The sequence below is a fragment of the Stenotrophomonas sp. 278 genome (assembly GCF_003935715.1).
Lineage (GTDB): Bacteria > Pseudomonadota > Gammaproteobacteria > Xanthomonadales > Xanthomonadaceae > Stenotrophomonas > Stenotrophomonas maltophilia_AH.
On record NZ_RHPP01000020.1, the window covers coordinates 21995 to 41523 of the forward strand.

General features: G+C 64.2%; 20 protein-coding genes and 1 tRNA gene. 8 read left to right on the plus strand and 13 right to left on the minus strand.

Translation table 11 applies throughout. The annotated features are described in order from the left end of the window. Positions 1-4: 4 nt before the first annotated feature. From EGJ34_RS05420 to EGJ34_RS05460, 9 genes are all read right to left on the minus strand, one after another. Positions 5-1372: a HAMP domain-containing sensor histidine kinase gene (locus tag EGJ34_RS05420; RefSeq protein ID WP_125359483.1), complete on the minus strand. Its 1368-nt coding sequence runs from the start codon at positions 1370-1372 to the stop codon at positions 5-7. Then, positions 1335-2012 (minus strand): response regulator transcription factor, encoded by a 678-nt coding sequence (locus EGJ34_RS05425; RefSeq protein ID WP_017356179.1) that lies wholly within the window; start codon positions 2010-2012, stop codon positions 1335-1337. The genes EGJ34_RS05420 and EGJ34_RS05425 overlap by 38 nt, the downstream gene beginning before the upstream one ends. A gap of 131 nt (positions 2013-2143) precedes the next feature. Further along, positions 2144-2626, minus strand: a complete 483-nt coding sequence (locus EGJ34_RS05430; RefSeq protein WP_125359484.1) for a hypothetical protein — start codon at positions 2624-2626, stop codon at positions 2144-2146. Between the two features lie 233 nt (positions 2627-2859). Continuing rightward, positions 2860-3762 carry a 30S ribosomal protein S6--L-glutamate ligase gene (rimK, locus tag EGJ34_RS05435; RefSeq protein ID WP_125359485.1) on the minus strand — a complete coding sequence of 301 codons (903 nt, stop codon included), beginning with the start codon at positions 3760-3762 and terminating at the stop codon, positions 2860-2862. Positions 3763-4119: 357 nt separating this feature from the next. After that, positions 4120-4476 (minus strand): hypothetical protein, encoded by a 357-nt coding sequence (locus EGJ34_RS05440; RefSeq protein WP_125359486.1) that lies wholly within the window; start codon positions 4474-4476, stop codon positions 4120-4122. 69 nt (positions 4477-4545) lie between these two features. Beyond that, positions 4546-5433, minus strand: coding sequence for a hypothetical protein (locus tag EGJ34_RS05445; protein ID WP_125359487.1), 888 nt, complete (start codon positions 5431-5433; stop codon positions 4546-4548). 373 nt (positions 5434-5806) lie between these two features. Beyond that, positions 5807-6169 (minus strand): nuclear transport factor 2 family protein, encoded by a 363-nt coding sequence (locus tag EGJ34_RS05450; RefSeq protein WP_125359488.1) that lies wholly within the window; start codon positions 6167-6169, stop codon positions 5807-5809. 646 nt (positions 6170-6815) lie between these two features. Beyond that, positions 6816-6889: transfer RNA gene (locus tag EGJ34_RS05455), tRNA-Gly, on the minus strand. A gap of 74 nt (positions 6890-6963) precedes the next feature. Next, positions 6964-8793, minus strand: a complete 1830-nt coding sequence (locus tag EGJ34_RS05460) for an autotransporter domain-containing protein (protein ID WP_125359489.1) — start codon at positions 8791-8793, stop codon at positions 6964-6966. Positions 8794-8996: 203 nt separating this feature from the next. Here EGJ34_RS05460 and thiS point away from each other — a divergent pair, with 203 nt between their 5' ends. The 4 genes from thiS to EGJ34_RS05480 all read left to right on the plus strand — a co-directional run bounded on the left by thiS (position 8997) and on the right by EGJ34_RS05480 (position 12779). Further along, a complete protein-coding gene (gene thiS / locus EGJ34_RS05465) occupies positions 8997-9197 on the plus strand; it encodes a sulfur carrier protein ThiS (protein WP_125359490.1) in 201 nt (66 codons plus the stop codon). A gap of 178 nt (positions 9198-9375) precedes the next feature. Continuing rightward, positions 9376-10170, plus strand: a complete 795-nt coding sequence (locus EGJ34_RS05470) for a thiazole synthase (RefSeq protein ID WP_125359491.1) — start codon at positions 9376-9378, stop codon at positions 10168-10170. After that, positions 10170-10904: a tRNA (guanosine(46)-N7)-methyltransferase TrmB gene (gene trmB / locus EGJ34_RS05475; protein WP_125359492.1), complete on the plus strand. Its 735-nt coding sequence runs from the start codon at positions 10170-10172 to the stop codon at positions 10902-10904. The genes EGJ34_RS05470 and trmB overlap by 1 nt, the downstream gene beginning before the upstream one ends. A 27-nt stretch (positions 10905-10931) precedes the next feature. Then, complete coding sequence (locus tag EGJ34_RS05480) at positions 10932-12779, plus strand: SLC13 family permease (protein ID WP_125359493.1); 1848 nt, start codon at positions 10932-10934, stop codon at positions 12777-12779. 83 nt (positions 12780-12862) lie between these two features. Here EGJ34_RS05480 and EGJ34_RS05485 read toward each other — a convergent pair whose 3' ends face one another. Further along, complete coding sequence (locus tag EGJ34_RS05485) at positions 12863-13207, minus strand: Rieske 2Fe-2S domain-containing protein (protein ID WP_125359494.1); 345 nt, start codon at positions 13205-13207, stop codon at positions 12863-12865. 179 nt (positions 13208-13386) lie between these two features. On the opposite strand from EGJ34_RS05485, the gene EGJ34_RS05490 reads away from it, so the two are divergent. From EGJ34_RS05490 to EGJ34_RS05505, 4 genes are all read left to right on the plus strand, one after another. After that, positions 13387-13659 (plus strand): hypothetical protein, encoded by a 273-nt coding sequence (locus EGJ34_RS05490; RefSeq protein ID WP_125359495.1) that lies wholly within the window; start codon positions 13387-13389, stop codon positions 13657-13659. An 80-nt stretch (positions 13660-13739) separates the two neighbouring features. Next, the gene (locus EGJ34_RS05495) at positions 13740-14447 is read left to right on the plus strand and encodes a fumarylacetoacetate hydrolase family protein (RefSeq protein ID WP_125359496.1); all 708 of its coding nucleotides are present in this window, start codon (positions 13740-13742) and stop codon (positions 14445-14447) included. Between the two features lie 55 nt (positions 14448-14502). After that, positions 14503-14907, plus strand: coding sequence for a large-conductance mechanosensitive channel protein MscL (gene mscL / locus EGJ34_RS05500; protein ID WP_125359497.1), 405 nt, complete (start codon positions 14503-14505; stop codon positions 14905-14907). Between the two features lie 168 nt (positions 14908-15075). Continuing rightward, positions 15076-16497 (plus strand): M28 family peptidase, encoded by a 1422-nt coding sequence (locus tag EGJ34_RS05505; RefSeq protein WP_125359498.1) that lies wholly within the window; start codon positions 15076-15078, stop codon positions 16495-16497. 4 nt (positions 16498-16501) lie between these two features. On the opposite strand, the gene EGJ34_RS05510 is transcribed toward EGJ34_RS05505, so the two are convergent. From EGJ34_RS05510 to EGJ34_RS05520, 3 genes are all read right to left on the minus strand, one after another. Then, positions 16502-17953: an alanine/glycine:cation symporter family protein gene (locus tag EGJ34_RS05510; RefSeq protein ID WP_125359499.1), complete on the minus strand. Its 1452-nt coding sequence runs from the start codon at positions 17951-17953 to the stop codon at positions 16502-16504. A 16-nt stretch (positions 17954-17969) separates the two neighbouring features. Next, positions 17970-18941 carry a hypothetical protein gene (locus tag EGJ34_RS05515; protein WP_125359500.1) on the minus strand — a complete coding sequence of 324 codons (972 nt, stop codon included), beginning with the start codon at positions 18939-18941 and terminating at the stop codon, positions 17970-17972. A 410-nt stretch (positions 18942-19351) separates the two neighbouring features. Then, the coding region (locus EGJ34_RS05520) for a TrmH family RNA methyltransferase (protein WP_312023018.1) at positions 19352-19529 on the minus strand (178 nt) is incomplete at its 5' end.

The following is a 19529-nucleotide window of genomic DNA, read 5'->3' on the forward strand; positions in this document are numbered from 1 at the left end:
CTCGTCAGGCGGCGGGGCTGAACTTCAGGGTGGCGATTACGCCGCGGGTTTCGCCGGGTCGTACGCTGACCTGCCAGCCGTACAGGTCGCACAGCCGGCTGACGATCGAAAGGCCGATGCCGCCGCCCTGCGAGTGGCCGGCGTGGGTCCCGCGGTAACCGCGCTGGAACAGCTTGGCGGCATCCTCGGCGCTCAGTCCGGGGCCGCTGTCGATGACATCGACCTGGTCGCCGGTGACCCTGACCCGCACCGAGCCTTCCTGCGAATACTTCACGGCATTGCCGATGAGGTTGCCCAGTGCGACCGAAAGCGCCGATTCCGGGGCATCGACGACCAGCTCGCGGTCACCCTCCACCACCAGCTCCAGCGGCTTGCCGCCAAGCTGGGCGCGGTGGGCTTCCAGCAGCTGCTCGGCGACGCGCGAGACGTTGCTGCTGCCCTGCCCGCGCTCGTTGCGCGAAAGCAACAGCAGCGAACCGATCAGGTCGGTGCATTGCTGTTCGGCACGCTGGATGCGCTGCAGGCGCTGCAGCACCTTGGGGTCGAGATCGGGCCGGGTGAGCAGCAGTTCGGTTGCGCCGCGGATCACCGCCAGCGGGGTGCGTAGTTCGTGGCTGACGTCGGCATTGAACTCGCGGTCGCGCTGGACCACTTCGGTCAGGCGCGCGGAATAGTCGTCCAGGGCCTGCGCCAGCTGGCCGACCTCGTCATCCGGGAATCGCGGGGCCAGCGGCTCGGGCTCGCTGGTGCCGCCACGGTAGGCGCGCAAGCGCGCGGCCAGGTCGGAGACCGGCTTCATCACCTTGGAGGCCGACCACCAGCCCAGCACCCACGACAGCAGGCTGAATACCAGCACCGAGAAGAACAGCGCGCGCTTGAGCTGCTGCTCGACACGGATGCTCTCGGTCATGTCGTACGCAAGGAAGAACCAGGCATCTGGCGTCTTGCGTACGGCAAGTTTGTAGGAGAAAGCTTTCCCGTTGTCCTCAAGCCCGGTGACGTTGTGGTTGCCGTTGGGCAGTTCAGCCCACTCCGGGCGCTCTTCGCGCACCCGATCAAACTTGTCCGGCGTGTACACGAACGCCCGGATCTGCTGCACCGGAAGATCCGGGCTGCGCGAAGGATCGATCTGGAAGCGCCGGGCGTATTCGTCGATGTTGCGATTCATCACGTCTTCGACCAGCTGGTTCTCCACACGGGCGCGGGCCCAGTTGGTGGCGAACGCAAACAGCGTGGTCAGGCAGAAGCCCAACAGCACGAACGAGACGATGATGCGGCTGCGCAGCCGGCGCCGATACGGCGCACGGCGGCGCCCCCCTGTGGTCGGCACTGGATCAGGCTTCCGGCGCGGCGATGCGGTATCCGATGCCATGGCGGGTCTGGATCAGCGGTACTTCAAACGGCTTGTCCACCACGGCACGCAGGCCGTGGATATGGACCCGGAGCGAGTCCGAATCCGGCAGTTCCTCACCCCACACGCGGGTTTCCAGCTCCTGGCGGGTCACCACGGCCGGCGCGGCCTCCATCAGGGCCTGCAGGATCTTCAGTGCGGTCGGGTTGAGCTGCAGCAGCTTGCCCTGGCGGCGCACTTCCAGGGTGTCGAGGTTGTATTCCAGGTCGCCGGTCTCCAGCACCCGGGTCTGCACCCCTTTACCGCGGCGCGAGAGGGCATTGAGGCGAACTTCCACTTCCTGCAGCGCGAATGGCTTGATCAGGTAGTCGTCTGCGCCGGAATCGAAGCCGGCCAGCTTGTTGTCCAGCGAATCACGGGCGGTGAGCATCAACACCGGCGTCTGCTTGCGCGCTTCGTTGCGGAGCTTGCGGCAGACCTCGATGCCGTCCATGCCGGGCAGGTTGAGGTCCAGAACGATGGCATCGAATTCATGCACAACCGCCAGATGCAGTCCGGTGACGCCATCGGCGGCAAAATCCACGGTATGGCCGCGATCTTCCAGGTAATCCCCCAGATTGGCGGCGATATCGCTGTTGTCTTCAATAACTAGAATGCGCACTGGAACCTCTGGTTCGTAAATAGGTCACTGCCCCTCGCGCCAGCACAGCGCGCGAGGGGTCACGTTCAGCTAGCGAACGATACAGCGTCCAGTCTTAACATTTCGTACCGACGGCCGGGCGTGAAGGCGGCTCACCGTCCGCCAGTCGGGGCGTAGTTATTGAAGCGCTGGTTGTTGTTCATGACGTTGCGGGCGGCCTCCTCGGCCTTGCGACGCTGCGCCACCGTCATGCAGACGTTCTGCGGGAAGTTGCTGCCGGTGCTGCGTTCGCGACGGCACACCAGGCGGCTGTCAGCATGGGCCTCGGTCAGAATCACGTTGACCTTTTCCTGCTGGTTGAAGATCTCCGTCTTCGTCTGCGGCGAGACCTCACTGATGTGGGTGTGCTCGCCCATGAGCGTCGAAATGCGGCTCAACGCCTGCCGCACGGCGCTTTTCTCCTCCATGCTGATCTCGCTGTAGCGCTCGCTGCCAATCGCCTTTTCAACTTCCTGGATCTGTTCGGCCACCGGGGCGGTCGAATTCATCTGCACAGCTTCCTTGCTGCCCTTCTCCTTGGCCTGCGTAGCGCCGGCCACACACAACAGCACTGCAATCGACAACATGCGGATCATTGGTCTCTCCCATTCCATCCATGAACGAAGCCCTAACTGTACGAGCGGGAATGGCGCTCGGCAATGTGCCGGTAGACATGAAAAGAAAAAGACCCGGGTGGCTGCCCACCCGGGCCTGAAGTCATTCCCGATTACCGTTTTCTGCTGAGGAGGGCAGAGCTGCGGTTCGTCGAAGCCTACTCGGGGGTCGATTAAACCCGTGTTAAAACCGGCCACCTCAGCTCAAATAATTCTCAACTCTTTGATTTTGCAGCCTTCTTTGCCTGAACCTGGGCGGCCACATGCTCGATCATGCGCCCTGCCAGATCCCCCTGGCAGATACCCTCGATGCCCTCCAGCCCCGGGGTGGAGTTGACCTCAAGTACCAGCGGCCCCCGGTCGGAGCGGATCAGGTCCACCCCGGCTATCCCCAGCCCCAGCGCGCGGGCCGAGCGGATCGCCACCTGCTGTTCGGCGCGGGTGGCCTTGATGGCCAGGGCACTGCCGCCGGCGTGCAGGTTGGAGCGGAAGTCGCCTTCCGGGGCCTGGCGGCGCATGGCCCCGACCACCTGGTCGCCCACCACCAGGCAGCGCAGGTCGGCCCCTTGGGCCTCGCCGATGAACTCCTGCATCAGGAAGTTGGCATACAGCCCGCGCAGGGCCTCGACGATCCCGCGTGAAGCGCTGGCTTTCTCGGTCAGGATCACGCCCCTGCCCTGGGTGCCTTCGTTGAGCTTCACCACGTGCGGCGGCGGGCCCAGCATGGACAGCAGGTCCACGGTGTCATCCGGGTTGTCACCGAATACCGTCACCGGCATGTCGATGCCCTTGGATGCCAGGATCTGATGGGCACGCAGCTTGTCGCGCGCACGCAGGATGGCGTCTGAAGGATTGGGCGTGAGCGCCCCCATCATCTCGAACTGCCGCAGCACGGCGGTGCCGTACCGGGTGACCGAGGCACCAATGCGCGGAATGACGGCATCCACGCCGGTGATCGGCCGCCCCTTGTAGTGCATGGAAAATCCGTCGGCGGCTATGCGCATGTAGCAGCGCAACGGGTCCAGCACCCGGACGGTATGACCCCGGCTGCGCGCCGCCTCCACCAATCGCCGCGTGGAGTACAGCTTGCTGTTGCGGGAAAGGATGGCGAGCTTCATCGGGATGTGTGGGTGGGGAAAGCGCGAAGCATAGCGCGCAGACCTGTGCGCGCTGATGAAAAGATCAGTATGCGAGCAAGAACACCGAGCATGTGCTGACTCTGTTTGCGCCGCCGAATCTGCGGATGGTACGCCGGCGGTTGATGCCGGTGCAGGGAGTGGTGTGTCCGGATGCTGACCGGAAGGGCGCGAAGGCGCAGAAAAAGACCCGAAATAGCACCCACATGTGTCAAAGCAATATGATTGAAACGTAGCGGCGAACGGATGTCTCGAAATCAGCTATTGGGGCGGATGCAACAGACCATCAGGACCTCATCGGCCGGGCAGCTGAAACAGGCTCCAGCTGCCCGCCGTCCATCAACCGACTGTTACCGTGCAGCGCGGACAATTGATGTTTCCACCGCCGCCGCCACCACCACTCACGCTTCCGCCAGAGGACGTTTTCTGCGTCCCTGGAATAGGAACAACGCAAGCGCTACCAAGGCATGAAACAACCGCCTTTTCCTTGGTGCCATCAGCGTATGTAACCTCGACCACAGTACCAAGCGGGATAGAGTTGGAACCATGAACGGCCTTGTACATACCGGTGAGCCCCGTCAGCGCCGCCTGTCTAACCGCATCTATATCGAAAACGCCGACGCCTTGTGCAGGTGCCACCTCGGAATAGGGTAACTTTCCAGCATCAATGGCGATCGTTCCAGCTACGGCGATCAATGCAAGAGTTCCTAGCAATGCAGCGAGGTACCTCAGACGAAACCTTGACTTCCTTGACATGCGCCCTGCTTAAGGGGCTTTGAGAAAAGCAGAGATCCGTTCAATCTTCCTGTCCAACACCTGCGAATCAGCAGCCGTAACAGCGCTAGATCGCACATATTCTTCAAACGTCTCGCCAGCACACCGGCCAGTAGAAAGGCACATGTTCTGCATGAGGCGGCTGTTTGGCGCGCAGTCGTATCCATTGCGGCACGCAGCAATCATCCATGCATATCCGGAGGTCAGACCTGACATGAGTTCCTCCGGATGGTCGCCTGATGCGACCAATCCCAGACCTGCCACCAATTCGCCCATAGAGAACGCCGCCGCAGGATCCTCAGAATGTGCCACTCCCTCCCACAGACTTTTTGAAGTGGCCATATCGGGCCTGTTCGCTGCAAGTGAAAGTGAAGTGGCTTCCGAAGCCACGTCGCCATTCTTAGAAGCCTGAGCATACCAACCCTTGATAAGTTCAATTGGGATAGGTGCACCACCGTCTACGTTCCTGCATTCGTCGGCGCGTGTGCGGGCAACGCGAAGCATTTCCGAGGCATCTTCAACACTGCTCATGTACTTTGCCCGCTGTTCGTACTCGGGCAGATAGTTTTCCGGGGCCATGTTGACCATAAAACAGGCGTCATAGGTCTGCGCAAGCTGTCGCTGCGCAACTGGGTCACCAGCTTTGGCACGAGATTTGAGGTCCTCGAAGGCGAATGTGGTACTAGCGCCGGAGAAGCGATCATCCGCTTTGCTTGTCAGCAACCTCTCCACTGGACGAGCGTTACCGAGGGAAGAGGGAGAGGATTCTTGGCTACCAGAGGGCAGCGATTCGATCACCCGAGTGTTATTCCAGCTAAAGTAGCCCGCGGTGGCCGCTGCGCCGAGAAGCACTGCAGCAGCAATCAATTTCTTCGCCATCACCCAAGTTCCTTCTTGTGGACCGCACTTACGCGGATGTGCCTTACTGAACATGGATAGCACAGATTCAGCTCAGCGTCACCAAGGCCAGCATACCTGACGTCTGCGAACTTGCTCCTGAGCAGTCAGATCTCCTTATACAAGCTGGCCCTCCAGGGTCGAATGGCATAGTGGGCATATCCGTCTTCCAGCAACGCTTCACGGGGCATCGCTCGTCCTCAATCGAATAAATGAACGATGGTGAAGATCAAATTGCGGGTCGTCGACCAGGGTCTCTTACTCCTACCAGAACCGAGCCACCGTTCAGTTCCGACGTCGATTCCGACCATTTCTCATGAGACATGTGCGTCAGATAGCGTCTTCCAACCGATCCTCAGGCTTCGATCACGAACGCATCAAGCTCACACATTTTTCCATCCCGGAAACGCCAGACGTCGCTATAGGCAAATTCTGCGCGCTTGCCTTCGGAGCCATCCCCCATGATCCTGCCGATCGCAATCACGTGGTCACCCTCCGCGACCATGTGCCGCACCTCGAACTGCGGCGGCACGGCGTATCCCTCTTTCATCCACTCGCGCACCGCCTGCTTGCCCTGCAAGGTGCCCTCCCCCACGGTCGTCCAGCGAATATCATCCGTGCAATGGGCAAGGAAACCTTCGTTGTCGCCAGCGCGAACAGCTTCGTTGGCTTGTTCGAGGACCTTCTTGTGGATCGTTGCAGTCGCAGTTGCAGTCATCACGCGCTCCAAGTAACTGTGAGATCGGCGCTTGAATCGTGCACACGATGCCGTGAGTGCGGAATGCTCACAAGGTCAACGCGAGGCGAACCACTAGATCCGCGAGGTGGGCAAGGTCGCACGAGTTCCCACCCGGCCAACCGCCGACGCTGCAATGCGCTTGGAACGGGAGACGGAGCGAGGCGACTTACTTCGCCGCTGCTTCTTTCTGCTTTTCATCCCTGACCCTTGCCATTGCCGCCTCCATGCGCGCCCCGACTCGGGCGAAATTCTCGTGAATGCGACTATCTACCGTGTGACGCCTAATGAACGGCTGTATGCGTCCGGTTCCAGACCACCCGAATGCGCCTCCAAAACCGGCAACTGCAGCACGTAGCAGTCCAATCATGCTGTACACGTTCTCCATCCTCCCTGGTCAAACCCGTAGTTGGCGATCGGTCATCATCGATCATGCCGTCAACGCGAAGAATCGTGGCAGTCGCTACGGTAAGCCAGAGGGAAACGCGACATCGTCGCCTGATTATTCAGGCGAGTGAAGTGGCGGGAACGAAGCAACGGCGCGGAAGGCACCCGCCAGGACGGCGGAGGTAGAGGCGCGGGGTTCTGGTGGCATGCCGCCACGCTCCATGGTTTGCTGCGCAAACCGTGGAGCGGGTGAAGGGAATCGAACCCTCGTCAGTAGCTTGGGAAGCTACAGCTCTACCATTGAGCTACACCCGCTTGGTGCCGGGGAATTCTATGCGCCCGGGCTGCCAAAAGGCAACGGGCGGCGTTGCGCCGCCCGTGCCGTTGCATCAGAAGCTGCCGCTGACCTGCGCGAAGATGGTCGCGTCGCGGGCGCTGTTCTGCGCGGCCGTGGTGCTGATACCGATGTTGCTGTTCAGGCCGAACATTTCCATGCGCACGCCCATGATGGCGGTCACGTAGTCCTCATCGAACTCCAGGCCCGGCACCTTGTACATGCCGACTTCCGGCATGGTCTGCAGCCATGCGCTGGCCTGCTGGCCGTCTTCGAACTCGTGGTCCCAGGTGACCTGGGCGTACGGCTTGATGCTGCCGCCGTCGAAGCGCACCTGCCAGCCCAGGCGACCCACGGTGGAGTCCACGTCCTGGTTGCCGTAGCCCAGCGCGGTCGCGCTCAGGTTGGACTCGTTGTAGGCGTCCAGCTTGACCTTCTGCCAGATCACCGAGGCGATCGGACCGTGGCGCAGACTTCCCTCGGTGCCGAACTCGTAACCGGCATTCAGCGCAGCGGTCAGGTTGCTGCCTTCCGGCTTGCCCGTGTGGGTGCGGGTGGCCGGACCCAGCTGAACCTTGCGGGTGACGTCGTAATCGAGCCAGCTGTAGCTGACCTGGCCGTTCACCCACACCTTGTCGCCATACCAGCCAGCGAACAGGCCCAGGGTGGTGTCAGACTGGGTGAAGTCACCCTTGTTGTGGCCGAAGTCGGCGTCCATGCGGCCGTAGCCGGCGAAACCGCCGAGCACCATGCCGTCCTTCGCCCAGTCCATGCCGAACAGGCCGGCCGGGGCCAGACCGTCGTACAGGTCAGCGTGGTCGTAGCGCTGCATGTCGCCACGCACGCCACCCCACCAGCTCATGCCGTCCGCCGGGCGACCGCCCACGTGCAGGCTCACCTGGTCGGCGCGCGAGCGGCCGACGGTCTGCGCCGAATGGGTCAGGATCTGCTGGTTGCGCGGTGCTTCCAGGATGGACAGGGTGTACTGGCCCAGCATTTCATGCGTGGCCGTGGTCGGGTGCACGCCGTCGGCGAACACATAGTTGTTGGCCGCGTTCGGGTTGGCGTAGGCGGTCGGGTTGCAGGTCAGCGACGAAGCGGTGCTGCAGGCCGGGCTGGTCACGTTGACGAAGCCGTAGGTGCCCGGGCTGGCGACGATTTCCTGAAGGATGTGGAAGGTGTCCACCGGAATCACCTGCAGGCCGGCGCTCTTCAGGCCGGCGAACAGGGCGTCGTTGTAGGCCTTGGCCAGGGCGGTGCCCTGCCCCATCGCCACCGCGCCACCGGCGCGGGCGGCCGGGGTCAGGCCGATGTCAGGCAGGGTCGGAACCACGACGTACTGCGCGCCGGCACCCTTGAGGGTGGCGACGATGCCGACCTGGTCGGTGACCGCAGCGCCGAGGGTGGCCTGCAGCGGCGCGCCGGCCTGGATGGCGAACAGGTCGTTGGCACCGCCCCACACGGTGTACAGGGCATTGGCATCGGCCTTGCCGCCGTTGGCCGCCAGGTACTGCTGGGTCTGCTCCTTGAGCGAGTAGACCGGCACGGCCGGAGCGTTCGGGGCCAGGATCTGCTCGGTGTGCACGCCGACGCGGGCACCGCCGATGGCGTAGTTGTCGCCGCCCTGGCCGTTGCCGTTGGCGGTGGCGTTGGTACCGTAATAGTTGGCGACGTGCTGCGCCCACACCCAACCCGGGTTGGTGGTGAACTGACCGGTCACCGGCCGCACTTCAGCCGGCAGCAGCGGGCGGAAGTAGCCCTGGTCGGTGAGGCTGTCGCCGATGAACACGGTCCGGGAATACGGGGACTGCGCCATGGCCGGCACTGCGGCCAGGGCAATGGCCACGGCCATCAGGGAACGCAGGGGACGCTTGCTGAGCAGCATGAAAAACTCCTTGAGGGTAAAAGCGGCCGACGTACGCCGGCGCACGGTGCCATGGTCCTACTGCACCCCGGCTGTTTCACGCTGCATTGCGGCATGGCGCGCGCGCGGATCGGGCGCGAAACCACGCCCGCACAGGCGCGGACGGCCACCGACGGGGCCGGCAAGGGTACGCGGAAGTGCATGCTTTAGGGGACAATGACGTCATGAACATCCAGCTCAATGGCGCACCCCGCCAGTTTCCGCACAGCATCACCGTCCAGCAGTTGCTGGATCTGGAACAGCTCACCCAGCGCCGGGTGGCGGTGGAGGTCAATGGCGAAATTGTGACCCGTAGCCTGCATGGGAGTCATGCGCTGGCTGATGGGGATGTGGTGGAGATCGTGCACGCATTAGGTGGGGGCTGATCGTAGAGCCGGGCTTGCCCGGCTGCGGTTGGCGTCACGCGTAGAGCAGCCGGGCAAGCCCGGCTCTACGAGCGGCATCGCGTGGACGGGTAGCCCGGCGAAGCAGGATGCATTGCCGGACGGATAGCCCGGCGATGCAGACGGGCAGAATGCATCGGCTTGGGCGATAATTGCGCACATGACTGCTCATGCCTCCCCCGATTCGCTGGTGATCGCCGGCAAGACCTACACGTCCCGGCTGCTGACCGGAACCGGCAAGTTCAAGGACCTGGAAGAAACGCGCATCGCCACCGAGGCCGCTGCGGCCCAGATCGTCACCGTGGCCATCCGCCGTACCAACATCGGCCAGAATCCGGGCGAACCGAATCTGCTGGATGTGCTGCCGCCTGACCGCTACACCATCCTGCCCAACACCGCCGGCTGCTACACCGCCGAAGACGCGGTGCGCACCTGCCGGCTGGCCCGTGAGCTGCTCGACGGCCACAACCTGACCAAACTGGAAGTGCTGGGCGACCAGAAGACCCTGTACCCGGACGTGGTGCAGACCCTCAAAGCCGCTGAACAGCTGGTCAAGGACGGTTTCGAGGTGATGGTCTACACCTCCGACGACCCTATCCTGGCCAAGCGCCTGGAAGAGATCGGCTGCGTGGCGGTGATGCCGCTGGCTGCGCCGATCGGCTCGGGCCTGGGCATCCAGAACAAGTACAACCTGCTGGAAATCATCGAAAACGCCAAGGTGCCGATCATTGTCGACGCCGGCGTGGGCACCGCCTCCGATGCAGCCATTGCGATGGAACTGGGTTGCGACGGCGTGCTGATGAACACCGCCATTGCCGGTGCGCGCAACCCGGTGCTGATGGCCAGCGCCATGCGCAAGGCGGTGGAAGCCGGTCGCGAAGCCTTCCTGGCCGGGCGCATCGCGCGCAAGCGCTATGCCAGTGCGTCTTCTCCGGTGGAAGGAGTGATCGGCTGATGACCGACCCGTTCTCGAGCAGCGGTGCCAAGGCCCCGCCCAAGCCGTTCACCGTCACCGAAGGCCGCCGCGAAGTGCGCAGCTTCGTGCTGCGCCAGGGGCGCTTCACCCCGGCCCAGCAGCGCGCGTTCGACGAGCGCTGGCCGCGCTTCGGCTTGGACTACACCGGCGAACCGCGCGACCTCAACGCGACCTTTGGCCGCGACGCGCACAAGGTGCTGGAAATCGGCTTTGGGAATGGTGCCGCGCTGCGCTTCGCCGCCCAGCAGGACCCCAGCCGCGACTACATTGGCATCGAGGTGCACGCGCCCGGCGTGGGCCGGCTGCTGAACGCGCTGGCCGACGACAGCGCCGACCACGTGCGCCTGTACCACCACGACGCAGTGGAAGTGCTGGAAAACGAAATCGCCGACGGCGCACTGGACGAAGTGCGCATCTACTTCCCCGACCCGTGGCACAAGAAGCGCCACAACAAGCGTCGCCTGCTGCAGCCGGCGTTTGCCGCGCTGCTGGTGCGCAAGCTTCGCCCGGGTGGCCGCCTGCACTGCGCCACCGACTGGGAAGACTACGCCGAGCAGATGTGGGACGTGCTGGAAGCCACCGAAGGGCTGGTCAACCGGGCCGGACCGCGTGGCCAGGTGGAGCGGCCGGAATGGCGACCGCAGACCCACTTCGAGACCCGCGGCCAGAAACTCGGCCACGGCGTGTGGGACCTGCTGTACGACCGCACCTGACCCAAGGCCAAGGACCCGCGCCACCCCATGGAAACCGCGCTGACGCTGACCAACGACATGAAGCTCGTCCTCGGGCTGGTTGGTTTCACGATGGCGATGTTCCTGTTCGAGCGCATCCGCGCCGACGTGGTGGCACTGGTGGTGCTGGTGGTGCTGGGCGTCACCGGGCTGATCGCGCCTGAAGAGATCTTCGGCGGCTTCTCTGGTAACGCGGTGATGAGCATCATCGCCACCACCATTCTCGGCGCGGGCCTGGACCGCACCGGGGCGCTGAACCGGCTGGCGGCGTGGCTGCTGCGACGCGGCCACGGCGTCGAACAGCGGCTGCTGATGATGACCACCGCCATCGCCGGCCTGAACTCGTCCTTCATGCAGAATCCGTCGGTGATGGCGCTGTACCTGCCGGTGGCGTCGCGGCTGGCGGCACGCACCGGGCTGACCCTGCAGCGTCTGCTGCTGCCGATTGCCGCTGCCATCGTGATGGGCGGCGCGCTGACCATGGTCGGCAATTCGCCGCTGATCCTGCTGAACGACCTGCTGGCCTCGGCCAACAACAACCTGCCCTCCGGCCTGGCCACCATCGAGCCGCTGCGCATGTTCGCGCCGCTGCCGATCGGCCTGGCGCTGCTGGTGGCCTCGCTGCTGTACTTCCGCTTCTTTGGCGACCGCAAGCTGGTGGAAGAAGAAACGCTGGCCAATGACGGGGTCACGCCCGCCCGCACGGAAAGCTACTTCGCCAAGACCTACGGCATCGAAGGCGACGTGTTCGAGCTGGTGGTCAGTGCCGAAAGTCCGCTGGTAGGCATGACCCTGGGCGAAGCGGAAACCGTGCATGACGCACCGTTGATGCTGGCGCTGAAAACCGGCAACGACACCCGCCTGGCTCCACCGGCGGAAATGCGCATCTGGGTCGGCAGCGTGCTCGGCGTGATGGGCAGTCGCCAGCAGGTCAGCGATTTCGCGCAGAACCAGTTCCTGCGCATGTCCTCGCGCCTGAAGCACCTGGGCGACCTGTTCAATCCCAGCCGCGCCGGCATTTCCGAAGCGGTGGTGCCGCCCACGTCCGAGGTGATCGGCAAAAGCGCATCGGACCTGCGCCTGCGCAAGCAGCGTGGCATCAGCCTGCTGGCGATCAACCGCGACAAGCAGGTCATCCGCGAAGACGTGCGCAACGTGCCGCTGCGCGCCGGCGACATGCTGGTGTTCCACAGCATCTGGACCGATCTGGCACAGGCCGCCAAGAGCCGCGACTTCGTGGTGGTGACCGACTACCCCAAGGGCGAGCAGCGGCCGCACAAGTTCAAGATCGCGATGACGATCTTCGCCATCACCATCCTGATCGCCCTGACCTCCAAGCTGCCGGTCGCGCTGACGCTGATGACCGGGGTGGCCGGCATGCTGCTGACCGGCGTGCTGCGCATGGACGAGGCCTATGCCTCGATCAACTGGAAGACCATCTTCATGATGGCCGGGCTGATTCCGCTGGGTTGGGCGATGGACAGCAGTGGCGCGGCGGCCTGGGTGGCCGGCCACACCATCGACCGTCTGCCCACCGGCATACCGGTATGGACACTGGAGATCGCGCTGGCGCTGCTGACCACGGTGTTTTCCCTGGTGATCAGCCATGTGGGGGCGACCATCGTGATGGTGCCCATTGCGGTCAATCTGGCGTTGGCGGCAGGCGGCAACCCGACCGCGTTTGCGCTGATCGTTGCGCTGTCGGCCTCGAACAACCTGATGACCGCGTCCAATCCGGTGATCTCGATGATCACCGGCCCGGCCAATTACACCCCGCGCGAGCTGTGGCGGGTGGGCGCGCCGTTGTCGTTGATTTACACGATCGTGATCGTGTTGATGATCAATTTGATGTTTTGAAGCGTACCGACCAACGGTCGGTACCTACCGGACGTCATGACCTGTCGGTTGCCGGTAGATGCCGACCGTTGGGCGGCATTGCGTCAGGCCAGGTAGACGTTGCCGTCGCGCATCTGCAGCGCCACCGCACGCAGCGCATCTCCTTTGCACGGGCCCGCCACACATTCACCGTTTTCCAGCGAGAACGACGCGCCGTGGGCGGCGCACACCAGATGCCCCTCGCGGCTCTTGAGGAACTGCCCCGGTGCCCAGTCCAGCCGACGCCCCGCATGCGGGCAGATGTTGAGCCAGCCGCGCACGCTGCCGCCGTCGCGGAACAGCACGGCCGACTCGAAGTCGCCGTCCAGGCACACCTCGACCTCGGCGAACGCACCGTCAGCAATGGCTTCCACGGCGATCAGGGACGACGGCGATTCGGCAACGGACATGGCATTCCACGACGGCAAGCGGAGCCCGGATTGTCGCACGCCTGACCGCCGGCTGGCTGGAAAATGAACGCAAGCCATTGATTTGAAATGACAGAATGTCGCAGTTAATGTATTTTTCACTCATGGGGTCAAGTGACCTCGGATACTGACAACCTGCTGACTTCAGCCGAATGACCGCCATGCTTCGATTCCAGTTCAACCAGTTCCGCACCCTGTTCGCGCCGCGCAAGCCGCGCCACCCGCTGGTGCGCGTTGCGGTCGGCCTGCTGGGCTTGGCCGTGCTGGCCGCCCTGGTGTTCGTGGGCGTGTTCGTGGGCGCGGCAATGATCATTGCCGGCGTGGCGTGGAAGCTGCTGGCCAACCGCAAGCAGGCCGCGCGCCAGGGTGACCCCAAGGTTGTCGAAGGCGAGTACCGCGTGGTGCGCAAGCAGGCATTGCCGTTGTCGCGTTGAGGTCATTCGCGGTTTGAGGTTGTTGCCGACCAGCGGTCGGCCCTACCATCGCGTGAACCCCTGCAACAGGACACGCGCGCATGACCGATGTAATTCCCACTCCTGAAACGCCCCGCATCCCGGTCGCGGGCGGCGGCACTTTCCCGGTGCGCCGGATCTATTGTGTGGGTCGCAACTTTGCCGATCACGCGCGTGAAATGGGGGCGGCAGTGCCTGCGGCAGATGACCGCGGCCGGCCGATGTTCTTCAGCAAGCCCGCTGATGCGATCGTGGTCGGCCACGACGATGTGATTCCCTACCCGCCGGCGACCTCCGACCTGCACCACGAAGTGGAACTGGTGGTGGCGATCGGCCGCGACGCCCCTGCGGGGGAACTGCCGGTCGACCAGGCCGAAGCGCTGGTATTCGGCTACGGCGTTGGTCTGGACCTGACCCGCCGCGACCTGCAGGCGGCCGCCAAGGCCAAGGGCCATCCCTGGGATACGGCGAAGGGTTTTGACTATTCGGCACCGGTCAGCGAGCTGGTGCCGGCCGGGGAAGTAGGCGACCTTGCCGCGCTGAACCTTTCGCTGGAGATCAACGGCGAAGTGCGCCAGCAGTCGCTGCTGGACCAGATGATCTGGAACGTGCCTGAAATCCTGCACGAACTGTCCAAGCTGTGGGCCCTGCGCGCCGGCGATCTGGTGTTCATGGGCACGCCCAGTGGCGTGGCAGCGCTCAAGCCGGGCGACCGCTTCAGTGCACGGCTGGAAAATGTGGCCGAACGCCACGGCATCATCGGCGGATGACATCGGCTGCGATACCCTGCCTTGCCTTTTGAAATGCACCGCACAGGAGAACCCGATGGGAATGCTGACTGAGTTCAAGGAATTTGCCATGCGTGGCAACGTCATCGACCTGGCGGTCGGCGTTGTCATCGGTGCGGCATTCGGCAAGATCGTCACCGCGCTGGTCGACAAGATCATCATGCCGCCGCTGGGTTACCTGATCGGCCGTGTGGATTTCTCGGAACTGGCATGGACGTTGTCACCGGCCCGGGTGGCGGCTGACGGCACCGAGATTCCCGCCGTGGTGATCGGCTACGGCGATTTCCTCAACACGCTGGTGCAGTTCATCATCGTGGCGTTCGCGATCTTCATGGTGGTGAAGGTCATCAACCGCATTGCCAAGAAGAAGGAAGCCGCGCCGGCCGGACCGAAGGAAGAGGTGGTCCTCCTGCGCGAGATCCGCGACAGCCTTCAGAAATAACGGGAGTGTACGCACCAACGGTGCGTACCTACCGGTGGGTGGCGACCAGAGGGTCGCCACCCCGGAAATGGAAAACAGCATTTTCCAGAACCATGACCTCCCGCCCATGTGCGGCGGGACGATACTGCTACTCTCGGACGCTTCCGCCCCGTTTTCCGGAGTTCGTCCATGCGTCGCCGCGTCCTTGCCATCGCATCCACTCTCGCGCTGCTGGCCTCGCCGGCCTTCGCCGCGCCGTCCACCACCACCCTGCCCCCGGCTTCACTGGGAACCGCCGCACAGCTGCGCGAGCAGGCGCTGAAGGACGACACCGGCTGGAAAGTGGTGGAATCGCTGACCACCGAAATCGGTCCGCGTATTGCCGGCAGCGAGGCGGACGCCCGTGCGGTGGCGTGGGCGGTGGCCAAGTTCAAGTCGCTGGGTTTTGACAAGGTCTGGACCGAACCGGTGGAGTTCCCGAAGTGGGAACGTCGCAGTGAAAGCGCACAGGTCATCGGCAAGCACGCACAGCCGCTGGCGATCACCGCACTGGGTGGCAGCCCGGGCGGCACAGTGGAGGCCGAGGTGGTGCGCTTTGCCGACCTGGCCGCACTGCAGGCCGCGCCGGAAGGCTCGTTGAAGGGCAAGATCGCCTTCGTCGACTACCAGATGACCGCGTACCGTGATGGACGCGACTACGGCAAGAGCGGCGCGGTGCGCAGCAAGGGGCCTTCTGAAGCGATCCGCAAGGGCGCGATCGGCTTTGTGATGCGCTCGGCGGGCACCGACTCGCACCGCGTGCCACACACCGGCATCACCCGCTTTGACGAAGGCCTGACGCCGGTGCCGTCGGCGGCACTCTCTGTGCCCGATGCCAACCAGCTGGCACGCCTGGTCGCGCTGGGCGACACCCGCATCCGGCTCAGCCTGGATTGCGGCTGGGATGGCAAGGCCACCTCCTACAATGTCATTGGTGAGATCACCGGCCGCAGCCTGCCCAAGGAAGTGGTGGTGATCGGCGGCCACCTGGATTCGTGGGACCTGGGTACCGGCGCAGTGGATGACGGTGCTGGCGTGGCCATCACCATGGCCGCCGGACACCTGATCGGCACGCTCAAGCAGGCCCCCAAGCGCACCATCCGCGTGGTCGCGTTCGCCAATGAGGAACAGGGGCTGTACGGTGGCAAGGCCTACGCTGAAGCCCACGCCAAGGACATCGCCCTGCACCAGCTGGCTGCCGAGAGCGACTTCGGCGCGGGCCGCATCTATGCCTTCAATACCGGTTCGCCGAATCCGGAAGGCTCGCGTGAAGCGACCAGGCAGATCGCTGAAGTGATGAAGCCGCTGGGCATCGAGTACATGGCCGACAAGGGCGGCCCGGGTCCGGATATCGGTCCGTTGGCGGCGAAGGGCGGTGCCTGGGCCTGGCTGGCGCAGGACGGCAGCGACTACTTCCATCTGCACCACACCGCGGACGACACGCTCGACAAGATCGACCCGGCTGCGCTGGCGCAGAACGTGGCTGCTTACACGGTGTTCGCCTATCTGGCGGCCGAAGCCGAGGGTTCGTTCGGCAGCGAGGCCAAGCCGACCACGCCGCCGAACGAATGACCGGTCACGACCGGGCGGTTCCCCATACATCCGGGGCCGCCCGGGTCACCGCCTTCGGGTGATATACCGGGTCGGCACCCTTGCCGCGGCTGGCATCGTAATCACGCAGGGCCGCCAGTGCCGGCTTCTGCAGCAGCAGCAACGCAATGATGTTGAGCCAGCACATCATGCCCACGCCGATGTCGCCCAGCGTCCAGGCAACCGTGGCGGTGTTGAGCGCCGAATACAGCATCGCCGCTACAAACGCGACCCTGAAGGCCACCACCGCCAGGGGTGAAGGACGGTTGCGGCTGAGGTACACCAGGTTCGTTTCCGCGGTGTAGTACAGCGCCAGAATGGTGGTGAATGCGAACGGCAGGATCGCCAGGGCAATGAACGAACGACCAAACCCTGGCATGGCCGATTCGACCGCCTGCTGCACATACCGCGGCCCGGCCTCCAGCGCTCCCACATGCGAAACGATGAACTGCCCCGTCTGCGACAGTGGATCGTAGACGTTGTACGCGCCGGTGGAGAGGATCAGGAACGCGGTGGCGCTGCATACCACCATGGTGTCGATGTAGACCGAGAACGCCTGCACCAGCCCCTGCTTGACCGGGTGTGAGACATCGGCCGCAGCGGCGGGATGGGCACCGCTGCCCATGCCGGCCTCGTTGGACAGCACGCCACGGCGCACGCCCCACTGGATGGCCGTGCCGATCATCGCGCCAAACGCCGCGTCGGTACCGAAGGCGCTGCGGAGGATCAACATGAACATTTCCGGGACCGCGTCCACGTTGAGCACCATCACGATGCCCGCCACCAGCAGATAGCCCACGGCCATGACCGGCACCACCACCTGCGCGACCTGGGCGATGCGACGCACGCCCCCGAACACCACCAGGGCCACACCGGTTCCGATAACCGCGGCCGTGACCCAGCCGGGAATCGCCCAGGCTTCATCCACCGCGCTGACAATGGCGTTGGACTGCGTACCCGGCAGGAACAGGCCACACGCCACGACCGTGCTGAGTGCAAACAGCACCGCATACCAGCGTTTGCCCAGGCCACGCTCGATGTAATACGCCGGCCCGCCGCGGAACATGCCGCTGCTGTCACGCTCCTTGTAGATCTGCGCCAGGGTGGACTCGATGAACGCACTGGAGGCTCCCAGGAACGCCACCAGCCACATCCAGAAGATCGCGCCGGGACCACCGTAGGCAATGGCCATCGCTACACCGGCGATGTTACCCACGCCCACACGGCTGGACAGCGACATGCTCAGGGCCTGGAACGAGGACACCCCCGAACCGGAACTGCGCCCCTGCACCATGAGGCGCAGCATGTCCGGCAGTGCCCTTAACTGGATGAAGCGCGTGCGCAGGCTGAAGTAAAGACCCACCAGCAGGCACAGGCCAACCAGCAACGGACTCCAGACGACACCGGCCACGGAGGTGACGATGGCTTCAATATTCATGGGAACCCCCGATGGTTCAGAAGAACATGCCCAGCGCGATCTGCGGGCTGATGTAGTGCCCGGTGTTGCGGCCGGCCACGGAGAACTCCACGCCGGCGATCAGACCGACGTTGGGCGAGAAGTGGTATTCCACGGCCGGAGCCAGACTGACCACGCGCGTGGCGGGCAGGCGCAGCTCCACCCGCTCCGCGCTGCCGTCAGCACCCGGCGCATAACCGCTCAGGCGGCGGTCGGACTGGCGGCTGGCGGCGACTTCGAACACGCCCACCCAGCGCGAGCTGAAGCTGTACTCGGCGGCGGCGGAGACGCCCAGCAGCGAGCCGGGTGCATAGTTGCCACGGAAGCCGTCAGGCGTGCCGTATACGCTGTTGTCGTTGAGCGCGACCCGCGCCGGCGACGGGCTGGCGGTGAGCTGCGCGCGCCAGCGCAGCGGGCGCTCGTTGGGCATCCAGATGACCTGCTGCATGCCCAGGCCGAAGCTGGTGCGCTGCACGCCATCGCCCTGGGCGTTGAGCGGATTGCCACCGATGCGGTCGTAGCTGCCGGTGGCATAGCGCTGGGTGACCGAGACGGAAATGGCCGGGCGGGTGCCATCTTCGTTCGACTTCTGCAGTGCGTACTGCACCATGGCGGTGGTGTCACCTGCACGGAAGCCGCGGCTGCGGGCTCCTTCCGCTTCCACCCGGGCGGCACTCAGATTGACCTGCGCGGTCACGCGCTCACCCAGGCCGTAGGCGATCGGCAACACCATCAGCCAGGCGCTGCTGTCCGGACTGTCATGGCGACGGCCTTCACCGTCGTAGAAGCGGTCACTGTCGGTACGGATCAGGTACGGCTCGACATAGGCGTTGCCCTTGGGCATGCCGGCAGGATTGGGGGTGATCAGCGGACCGGTGAAGTTGACGCCGTCCAGGGTGCGGCCGCTGGCCGAAGCCACGCCGGGAACGAAGAACAGGGTGGCCAGGGCCAGGGGAATCAAACGCGACATCGGGAGCTTCCTGTGGTGTTGGAAGCTGCAATCTGCCCAGCGCGCTCCGAGCAAAAAATCGTTAAATGTTCAAAGTTGCCGGCGGCGTGCCCGGTGCACCCAAGTTGGTTCCGGACGCGACATGGTGTGTCGCAATTGGCCAGATTTCACGGTGATCGACTGCGTTGGGTATTGCGCAGGCCGGCCAACGGCCGGCGCTACCGGTGTCGCAATTGTCGCCTTGCATAAAAAAAGCCCGGTCGCAGTGCGGCCGGGCTACCGGGACTTATGACACCCCGCGCGGTGAATGACACGGACGATCCGTGAACCGGGCCACGGTGCCGCACTGCGTGGGTGTCTCTCCTCACCAACGCAATACGGTACTGCGATCCGCCGCGCGGGGCAGCGCAGGTGCGCGCCCCGATCAAACCTTACATCGCGTTGCGACCGTACCAATGCGACAGCAGTACAGCCGTGGCCGAGGCCACGTTGAGGCTTTCGACCGCGCCACTGCCGGGAATGGATACCTGCAGGTCGCAGTCCTGGGCCAGCGCGCGATCCATGCCCTCGCCTTCAGCGCCCATGACGTACTGTCTCTTATACACATCT

Bases quoted from the DNA above. Each gene is read 5' to 3' on its own strand.
- EGJ34_RS05420 (WP_125359483.1), bottom strand. From the start codon at position 1,372: ATGGCATCGGATACCGCATCGCCGCGCCGGAAGCCTGATCCAGTGCCG.
- EGJ34_RS05430 (WP_125359484.1), bottom strand. From the start codon at position 2,626: ATGATCCGCATGTTGTCGATTGCAGTGCTGTTGTGTGTGGCCGGCGCT.
- rimK (WP_125359485.1), bottom strand. From the start codon at position 3,762: ATGAAGCTCGCCATCCTTTCCCGCAACAGCAAGCTGTACTCCACGCGG.
- EGJ34_RS05445 (WP_125359487.1), bottom strand. From the start codon at position 5,433: ATGGCGAAGAAATTGATTGCTGCTGCAGTGCTTCTCGGCGCAGCGGCC.
- EGJ34_RS05450 (WP_125359488.1), bottom strand. From the start codon at position 6,169: ATGACTGCAACTGCGACTGCAACGATCCACAAGAAGGTCCTCGAACAA.
- EGJ34_RS05460 (WP_125359489.1), bottom strand. From the start codon at position 8,793: ATGCTGCTCAGCAAGCGTCCCCTGCGTTCCCTGATGGCCGTGGCCATT.
- thiS (WP_125359490.1), top strand. From the start codon at position 8,997: ATGAACATCCAGCTCAATGGCGCACCCCGCCAGTTTCCGCACAGCATC.
- EGJ34_RS05470 (WP_125359491.1), top strand. From the start codon at position 9,376: ATGACTGCTCATGCCTCCCCCGATTCGCTGGTGATCGCCGGCAAGACC.
- trmB (WP_125359492.1), top strand. From the start codon at position 10,170: ATGACCGACCCGTTCTCGAGCAGCGGTGCCAAGGCCCCGCCCAAGCCG.
- EGJ34_RS05480 (WP_125359493.1), top strand. From the start codon at position 10,932: ATGGAAACCGCGCTGACGCTGACCAACGACATGAAGCTCGTCCTCGGG.
- EGJ34_RS05485 (WP_125359494.1), bottom strand. From the start codon at position 13,207: ATGTCCGTTGCCGAATCGCCGTCGTCCCTGATCGCCGTGGAAGCCATT.
- EGJ34_RS05490 (WP_125359495.1), top strand. From the start codon at position 13,387: ATGCTTCGATTCCAGTTCAACCAGTTCCGCACCCTGTTCGCGCCGCGC.
- EGJ34_RS05495 (WP_125359496.1), top strand. From the start codon at position 13,740: ATGACCGATGTAATTCCCACTCCTGAAACGCCCCGCATCCCGGTCGCG.
- mscL (WP_125359497.1), top strand. From the start codon at position 14,503: ATGGGAATGCTGACTGAGTTCAAGGAATTTGCCATGCGTGGCAACGTC.
- EGJ34_RS05505 (WP_125359498.1), top strand. From the start codon at position 15,076: ATGCGTCGCCGCGTCCTTGCCATCGCATCCACTCTCGCGCTGCTGGCC.
- EGJ34_RS05510 (WP_125359499.1), bottom strand. From the start codon at position 17,953: ATGAATATTGAAGCCATCGTCACCTCCGTGGCCGGTGTCGTCTGGAGT.
- EGJ34_RS05515 (WP_125359500.1), bottom strand. From the start codon at position 18,941: ATGTCGCGTTTGATTCCCCTGGCCCTGGCCACCCTGTTCTTCGTTCCC.